We start from the raw sequence: 7785 nt of genomic DNA on the forward strand, positions 1-7785 counted from the left end.
CTCGTGCGATTGCTTGATCTAGTCGAGATACTTCAACTATCTCCATGCCGGCAATCTTGACCTCAGAGCCTGTTGGAACAAGTGCTCGTTTAAATCCAAGGCGATATGCCTCTGCAAGGCGACGTGATACCCCGCTGACTTTTCGAATTTCACCAGCGAGACCGACTTCACCGATTGCAACAAGATCTGCAGGTAGAGCTAATCCTTTTGCAGCTGATGCCACGGCAAGTGCTAAGGCTAAATCTGCAGCAGGTTCGGTCATCTTCATGCCACCGACAGTTGCGGCATACACATCGCGACCACCTACACGCACATGTGCACGGAGTTCGAGAACAGCTAAAGTCATTGAGGTACGGGCAGAATCGAGGCCACTAACAACACGACGGGCATTACCGAAATCATTTTCACGTCCTGCACTGACAAGCGCTTGGATTTCAGCGAGAAGCGGGCGACGTCCTTCGAGAGTAACTGTGACACAAGTACCTGGAACTGGTTCTGCATGGCGAGAGGTGAAGAGACCTGTTGGGTCGAGAACGCTCTCGATACCTGAATCACTTAAATCAAAGCATCCAACTTCATCGCTGGCACCAAAGCGGTTCTTAACTGCGCGAATTAAACGAAGGCGTGAGTGACGTTCGCCCTCAAATTGAAGAACAACATCGACGATGTGCTCGAGTAGGCGCGGACCGGCAATAGATCCATCTTTAGTGACGTGACCTACGAGCAATAATGTGATGTCTCGGTCTTTGCAGATGCGAATCAGCGCACCAGCTACTTCACGTACTTGGGTAACGCCACCAGGTGCACCATCGACAGTTGAAGAACCGATAGTTTGAATAGAGTCGATAATTAAGAGATCAGGTTTTACGGTATCAATATGAGAAATCACTGCACCGAGTTCGGTCTCTGACGCCAAGAAGAGATTGGGGTCGATAGCTTTGATTCGTTCGGCGCGAAGTCGAACTTGCGATGCTGATTCTTCGCCACTGATGTAGAGAACAGGAATAGTTTTCTTTGCTGTCTCTGCCGCCACAGATAAGAGAAGTGTTGATTTTCCAACACCGGGTTCGCCAGCAAGCAAGATTGCCGCCCCTGGAACAAGTCCTCCGCCTAGTACGCGATCGAGTTCAGATACACCTGTTGCACGTGCATGTGCCGCAGATAGATCAACATCGCCGATAGCAGTTGCCTTCGCAGTAATCGGACCTGCTTGGAGAGATAACTTCTTAGGTGCACCTATTTCTTCAACGGTGCCCCAGGCCTGACATTCACCACAACGGCCTACCCATTTCCGGGATGTCCAACCACATTCAACGCAGCGGAATGGATCCTTCTCTACCTTGGCCATGCGCCTAGGTTACTTGGAGGCAGCGACAGATGCAGGGTGCTGAATTACGAAAAGAGGAAGCGACTTTGCCTGCATCTCTTTGATGCCTGCAATGCGGCGATCACAATGCTCGGCCAAGATTGCATATGCAGCCTCTCCCATCAACTTCTGAAGCTCTGCCTTGTTGGAGAGATAGACAGGCTGCTTTCCAACATGTGCCTCGGTGTTGCTGGTGCAATACCAATCGAAATCTTCTCCACCATCGCCCCATGCAAGGCGTTCGTACTCGCCGATGACAATGATTGAATATTCACGTTCGCCGACTTCACGAGTTTCATAGCTACGGCGAAGTGGAAGCTGCCAGCATACATCTGGCTTGGTATCTACAAAGTGCAGCGCGCGCTTTTCTGCCAAGTGGTGAAGTACGCAACCAAATGAACCTGTGAAACCTTCTGCTTCATAACCCTTACGGTTTAAGAAGATACAAGCACCATCGACGGTACGAGTCTTTCGCTCATCATCGTCATCAGTATCGGTAATACGTAATTTTCCACCAGGCTTCTTGGGGCGAGCTTCGTTATAGAACTGCCACATATCCGGGGTTAAGAATTCTGCAGCACGAAGAGTGCGTTCTTCATCTTCTGCATCAGAGTACATAGCACCTTCTGTGCAACATCCATCGTTGGGGCGATCAGCAAAGACGCCTTTGCAGCCATCACCATAGATGCAAGACCAATTTGAGGTTAACCATGTGAGGTCGCACTTATAGATTTCCTCTGGAGAATCTGGGTCTGAAAATTCAATCCAGTCGCGTGCAAAACCTGCTTTAACCTCTGACATAGGGGCAGAGCCTACGCGTACTCTTGCGCCATGGCTAATCACATTGGAGTTATCGGCGCAGGCGTTATGGGTGAAGCACTCATCGCTGCACTGATTCGCAGCGGTGTAAATCCTGCAGATATCTCCTTCGCGGAAAAGCGGAATGAGCGGGCTGCAGAGTTAGTAGCCCGTTACTCCATTATTCATAAAGATATTGCAGTAGTTGCAGCTCAATCTTCAACACTTCTATTAGTTGTAAAGCCACAGGATATGCAAGCTACTCTCCAAGAATTATCACCGCATATCTCAATAGATTGCCTTGTGATCTCATTTGCGGCAGGTAAGACAATCGCATCCATCGCTGCAGGACTTGGTAAGGCCAATCCTGTTGTACGTGTGATGCCAAATACCCCAGCGCTGGTTGGAAAAGGCGCATCAGGATATTCTCTTGGTAGCGGAGTTACTCCTGCACACCGTGAGTTCGTAGATCACTTCTTAGCTGCGACCGGGGCAGCCATTGAAGTACCTGAAAGCTTGCAAGACACAGTCACCGCTACAAGTGGGTCAGGCCCTGCATATTTCTTTGCCTTCGTAGAAGCGATGGTGGAAGGTGCAGTGGCACTTGGTCTATCTCAGGCAGATGCCACAACACTCACAATTCAAACAATTGTTGGAGCAGCAGCTCTCCTCGAAACATCGGGAGAATCTCCTACAACTCTGCGGGAGAAGGTAACGAGCCCTAACGGGACCACTGCTGCAGCTCTCGCCTCTTTCAATGAATCTGGACTCACAGCAATCGTTGCGCAGGCAATGTCTGCAGCAGCAAAGCGCTCACAAGAACTGGCTTAGTATGAAGCGCGCACTGATTGCTGTTGCACTCTTATCTTTGATTTCGCCTTCTGCGTTTGCTGCCCCTAAGGCGATTCCGGTTCAACTCGGTTCTATCTATGCAGCCCCAGTAGGCACAGAGATGTTTCTGCAATCAGCACAGAACACAATCTTCATCACTAACCCAGTTGCTCAGAGCGCTGATATTCGAGTAACTGCTGTAGATCTTACAAATACAGAAGTTTGGCAACTCACTATTGATAGCGGTCTCAGCGAAGTTGCAATGGCTGCGTCGGTAGATCCGCTTGGAAATATCTGGATTGCTGGCGCGGCAGCTATCGCCCCAGCACCCGAGACTGCAACTCCAATAGATGGCGTTGATAATCCTGATCAGGTCACTATTGATGCACCGACAGATCTACGACCAGATTTAAGTCAATTAGCGCTCTGGAAGATTTCGAGCTCCGGTGAATTAAGTGCGACATACCTGGCACCTCAGAAAACAATTCCTTTGATTTCATCGCTTTCGGCAACAAATTCTGGAATTTCGATTGTTGGCGCTATTGATGCAAAGCCCTTTATCGTAACGTCCACAACTTCTGGCATATTTGGAAAATTGGTGGTTCTTGGATCAAGTAAGACTGAGTTCAATACAGTAGTGCGCAATTCCGATGGCACATCTTCTATCTATGGCTCAAGTGCAGAAACTCTTGCAGGAAAGAAGCTCGCAGGAATTCGCGATGGAGTACTCATTAAGGTTTCCAAGTCGGGCGCAATAACTTCTTTAGTGAGAAGTTCCGCTCTCAAGGCATCTCGCAGCTGGATTTCTGGAGACTCTTCCTATTTAGTCAGCGGTCCAGTCATCACTGGCAAAGTCACAGAGACTGCAATAACAAAATTCACATCGGCATTTTCACCGAGCTGGACTTTGAGACTTCCAAGTATTGGCCCATCGACAACTCTGACAGCAAATGGAAATTCCTATCTTGCCTTCACCAGTCGATCAGCAATTGCAGGGATCTCAGGGTGGAGACCAAATCAACCGTCGCTACTTCTCCTTACGTTCGATAGCAAGGGTGTTCTTAAGGCTGCGACAGCCCTTCCAGGGCTTGTGACGCCTATTTTGCTCGCATATTCGCCAGCGAAGGGCGTTGTTGGCCTCGCTTCTGCCAGCGATGGAACCGTTTCGATTTTTACCCTCGTATCGCGGTAATCTTTGCCATCGTTTTAATCCAGGTTAATTTATCTGGGCACTACTACTAGGAAGAGCGTGACTTATGGGTTCCGTTATCAAGAAGCGTCGCAAGCGTATGGCTAAGAAGAAGCATAAGAAGCTTCTGAAGAAGACACGCATTCAGCGCCGTAACGCTAAGTGATAGTCGCTACGGACGGAGCATCGATAGCTGGCCATTAATGCCAGCGAGGAGATACTTCACACGATTGACAACAACCCAGGTGGAACTTATTCCATCTGGGTTGTTGCTTGTTGCAACAAAAGAAATCTTTGGTGATGCTTGAGAAGTGTCAACTGCACAGATTCGCTTCTCGCAATTAAATGCAATCATCGTTCCATTAGTAGAAAGATATTTTCCAGGCTTCCCAAAATTCTCTGAAGTGACACTCTCCTGAGTTGGTGCACTTGAGATGTAGCTCCAACGAATTCGATTTGCATAAGGAAGAGTGTTAGGCGCCGAGCTCAACCAGGTGGCAAATATCCCTTTTGAATTTTTGCCTAGCGCAACGTCATATCCCACAACAGGTGCCGAGCTCGAGGTTGCCTCAAGAGTTTGATAGATCCAGCCTGTGCTGGAGAGGTTTCCACGTGTGGCTACACGAACTTCTCCAGTGGTTGGATCTTTCTTCTGATTAATCGTCAGGATTGAGTCATAGATAAAGTAGCTAGTCTTTCCATCGAAAGCTGCTTTGAGATGGAAAGCGACATCTCCAGTGGTGCGGCCATCGGTCTTGCGGTCACCATCGACAAGCTCGTAGCTCCAGCTCTTCGCCGTGTTGCTTTTTACTGCACCCAGCAAAATGCCTTGGCTCTCATCGCGGTACAGAACCTGAACCCCGCCAGCTGAGGCGATACAAGCGCTCGAAACTGAGAGATCTGATCCAGTGCGCACTCGGATTGGGTCCTCATAATTATTTACCTGAGCAGCATCTCCATCGACAACCTCATATATAAATTTCTTGCCGTCAAACTTTGCATAGCGAAGATCGGTATTTTGTGCATCGGAGTAAAAGATGTGAAGAGTCTGTTTTTTGCCGCTGCCATTGACGCACATCGAGAGCGCACCCTTTATGGCAGAGTTGGTGCGTCCTGATGAACCGCCGGCTCCATCAACTGTGAGCTTGATCCAGACCGTTCCGCTCCAGGTGGCAAGTTTGAGGTCGCCGCTCTTGGAATCAATATAGGCAACAGCAGGTTCTCCATTAAAGGTTGTGCTGGCGAGCACACTGGCATCACTCTTTGAATCCACAACAAATCGCTTCCAACTTGGTTGAGGCGTAACCGCCACTGTGTTGGCCGGATCGGATGTGCCGTTGGAATTCGATGCAGTGACGGCAAATGTATAGGAAGTGCCGTTCTTTAATCCGCTAAATGAAATGGGTGAACTTGTCGCAGATTTGATTTGATTTGTCTTGAGATTACGTACTGAATAACTAGTGATTTGAGCGGTGCGTGCATTAGCTGGTGGATCAAAAGTCACAATTGCTGCGCCATCTGCAACAAGTGCATTGACGTTGCGCACTTGTTGTGGGACTCCAACTGCAATGCCTACCGGAGGCTTACGGCGCATATCTTCCATCATCGCAAGTAGAAGTGGCCCCGGCTCGTGAAAGATTTCTCCGGCATCGAGATTTGGAGTCATCACTGCATCGAAGGCAGATTTCGAATACGTTGCTTCATCGAGGTGGCTGACTGAAGAACCTTCTTCATATTTACTGGGCGTATAAAGAATTGGTTTCGTCCCGTTATTGGCAGCGATGCCGAGCGGGCCAGACCATACGAGGGGAGAAGTTAAGGCCTTGCCAAGTTCGATCGATGGAGTTGGCAAGTCAGATAAACGTCGACCGTCTTCAACCTGAACATAAGCATCGAAGGGAGTGGGTTGATCGATACTGCCATACCCAAAGAATGAGTCGTATGAATCAGTCGAGAGAAAACCTAGACCATGGCCCATCTCATGCAAGAAGACCGATTGAAGATCGTACTCATTTGGATGCGAGATGCCGTCATTGCGAGTGTTCCACTCTGCAAGTGAATTAACCTGAATGATGATCTCTGATTGACGGGTATCTAAATCTTTTCCAGCAAGTGCATTGGCAAGCGCGGATGGATACCAGAGGCTTGAATCCGGAGCCTTATCAAAACCCGAAAAATAGCTTCCAGGTCGTGCGCTTCCGAGAACACCGAATGTTCCGATACGAGTCCACGTTGCATCAATTGTTACTGGAACAGTGGAGGAGAAGTTTGCAGACCAGACATCGACTGCTGCTTGGAAATCTTTCTTCGCCCACTCTGGGAAGTTCTTGTAATTAACAACAAATTTAGATTTTGATTCGATGTAAGCAACTTTTCCACGTGGTGATTGCTTCACCGTTGTATTGGGGCCTGCATAGACGTAGCCCCATTGAGTCGCTTCTCTTTGTAAGAAAGGTGAAAGTGCTTGCGCTTGAAGCGGTGAGATCACGCCTGCGAGTAGAGCAAGTATGAGAGCGCCTCGAGTGGCGCGCTTCATTATGCTGCTCATAGCGGGTAACGCTATCAGGGTGAGAGAATTTTCCTATGGTCACCGTTTACTCCCGTCACGGCTGTCATCTCTGCGAAAATGCTGTGAATGTTCTCGAGAGCCTTCGCGAAGAGCTCGCATTTGAGATTGAGATTATTTATATTGACGGAAACCCCGAATTAGAGAAGTTATATGGCGAACAAGTTCCAGTCACTCATATCAACGGGGAGCACCATGATTTTTGGCGAGTAGATCCAGAACGTTTTAGATCTTCCCTTGAAAAACATCGTCGGCATCAATAATTGTGTAGCTATAACCCTGCTCGGCTAAGAAACGTTGACGGTTCTGTGCAAAGTCTTGGTCGATAGTGTCGCGAGAAACGACAGAGTAGAAGCGCGCACCACGGCCATCTGCCTTAGGGCGCAATACACGACCCAGGCGCTGTGCCTCTTCTTGGCGTGAGCCGAATGCACCAGAGACCTGAATTGCAATTGTTGCTTCAGGTAAGTCGATTGAGAAGTTAGCGACTTTGGATACAACAAGACAAGAAATTTCGCCGGTGCGGAAAGATTGGAATAACTCTTCGCGTTCTTTTTGGGGCGTGGAACCTTGGATAACGGGACATCCGAGAGTTTCACCCAAATCATCTAACTGATCGAGATACTGACCGATAACCAGAATCTGCTCTTTTGCGTGAAGGCTGACAAGTTCTTGAACAACATCTCGCTTAGTGCGAGTGGTTGCGCAATAGCGATAACGCTCTTCTGGTTCGGCCGTTGCATAAGCAAGTCGCTCTGCCTCAGTCAGATTAACGCGAACCTCAATACATTCTGCAGGAGCGATATATCCCTGCGCTTCAATCTCTTTCCACGGCACATCAAAGCGCTTTGGGCCGATCAGTGAGAAGACTTCACCTTCCATTCCATCTTCGCGAACGAGAGTTGCAGTAAGACCAAGTCGTCTGCGGGATTGAATATCTGCTGTAAAGCGGAAGATGGGCGCTGGAAGTAGGTGCACCTCGTCGTAAATAATCAAACCCCAGTCATGGCTATCGAAGAGATCAAGGTGTGCGTA

At 48.8% G+C, this 7785-nt stretch carries 8 protein-coding genes; 4 read left to right on the top strand and 4 right to left on the bottom strand.

Translation table 11 applies throughout. The features are described 5' to 3' along the window. The coding region (gene radA / locus ACKOVI_RS06245; RefSeq protein WP_509603225.1) for a DNA repair protein RadA at positions 1-1348 on the bottom strand (1348 nt) is incomplete at its 3' end. Positions 1349-1357: 9 nt separating this feature from the next. Further along, positions 1358-2167 carry a DUF3109 family protein gene (locus tag ACKOVI_RS06250; RefSeq protein ID WP_509603226.1) on the bottom strand — a complete coding sequence of 270 codons (810 nt, stop codon included), beginning with the start codon at positions 2165-2167 and terminating at the stop codon, positions 1358-1360. Between the two features lie 30 nt (positions 2168-2197). Here ACKOVI_RS06250 and proC point away from each other — a divergent pair, with 30 nt between their 5' ends. The 3 genes from proC to ACKOVI_RS06265 all read left to right on the top strand — a co-directional run bounded on the left by proC (position 2198) and on the right by ACKOVI_RS06265 (position 4350). Further along, on the top strand, positions 2198-2995 hold the full coding sequence (gene proC, locus ACKOVI_RS06255) for a pyrroline-5-carboxylate reductase (protein WP_509603227.1): 798 nt from the start codon (positions 2198-2200) through the stop codon (positions 2993-2995). Between the two features lies 1 nt (position 2996). Beyond that, entirely contained in the window at positions 2997-4187 is a 1191-nt protein-coding gene (locus ACKOVI_RS06260) for a hypothetical protein (protein WP_509603228.1), read from the top strand. 64 nt (positions 4188-4251) lie between these two features. Further along, complete coding sequence (locus ACKOVI_RS06265; RefSeq protein WP_009612566.1) at positions 4252-4350, top strand: 30S ribosomal protein bS22; 99 nt, start codon at positions 4252-4254, stop codon at positions 4348-4350. A gap of 6 nt (positions 4351-4356) precedes the next feature. Here ACKOVI_RS06265 and ACKOVI_RS06270 read toward each other — a convergent pair whose 3' ends face one another. Next, the gene (locus tag ACKOVI_RS06270; RefSeq protein WP_509603229.1) at positions 4357-6732 is read right to left on the bottom strand and encodes a fibronectin type III domain-containing protein; all 2376 of its coding nucleotides are present in this window, start codon (positions 6730-6732) and stop codon (positions 4357-4359) included. Between the two features lie 35 nt (positions 6733-6767). On the opposite strand from ACKOVI_RS06270, the gene ACKOVI_RS06275 reads away from it, so the two are divergent. Beyond that, positions 6768-7013 carry a glutaredoxin family protein gene (locus ACKOVI_RS06275; RefSeq protein ID WP_509603230.1) on the top strand — a complete coding sequence of 82 codons (246 nt, stop codon included), beginning with the start codon at positions 6768-6770 and terminating at the stop codon, positions 7011-7013. Here the strand turns inward: ACKOVI_RS06275 and ACKOVI_RS06280 are convergent. Continuing rightward, on the bottom strand, positions 6976-7785 hold an 810-nt coding region (locus ACKOVI_RS06280), incomplete at its 5' end, for a DEAD/DEAH box helicase (protein ID WP_509603231.1). The two genes, ACKOVI_RS06275 and ACKOVI_RS06280, sit on opposite strands and share 38 nt — an antisense overlap.

It is taken from the genome of Candidatus Planktophila sp. (assembly GCF_046070465.1).
GTDB lineage: Bacteria > Actinomycetota > Actinomycetes > Nanopelagicales > Nanopelagicaceae > Planktophila.

Coding starts and splice junctions, on each gene's coding strand:
- ACKOVI_RS06275 (WP_509603230.1), top strand. CDS start 6,768: ATGGTCACCGTTTACTCCCGTCACGGCTGTCATCTCTGCGAAAATGCT.
- ACKOVI_RS06260 (WP_509603228.1), top strand. CDS start 2,997: ATGAAGCGCGCACTGATTGCTGTTGCACTCTTATCTTTGATTTCGCCT.
- proC (WP_509603227.1), top strand. CDS start 2,198: ATGGCTAATCACATTGGAGTTATCGGCGCAGGCGTTATGGGTGAAGCA.
- ACKOVI_RS06250 (WP_509603226.1), bottom strand. CDS start 2,167: ATGTCAGAGGTTAAAGCAGGTTTTGCACGCGACTGGATTGAATTTTCA.
- ACKOVI_RS06270 (WP_509603229.1), bottom strand. CDS start 6,732: ATGAGCAGCATAATGAAGCGCGCCACTCGAGGCGCTCTCATACTTGCT.
- ACKOVI_RS06265 (WP_009612566.1), top strand. CDS start 4,252: ATGGGTTCCGTTATCAAGAAGCGTCGCAAGCGTATGGCTAAGAAGAAG.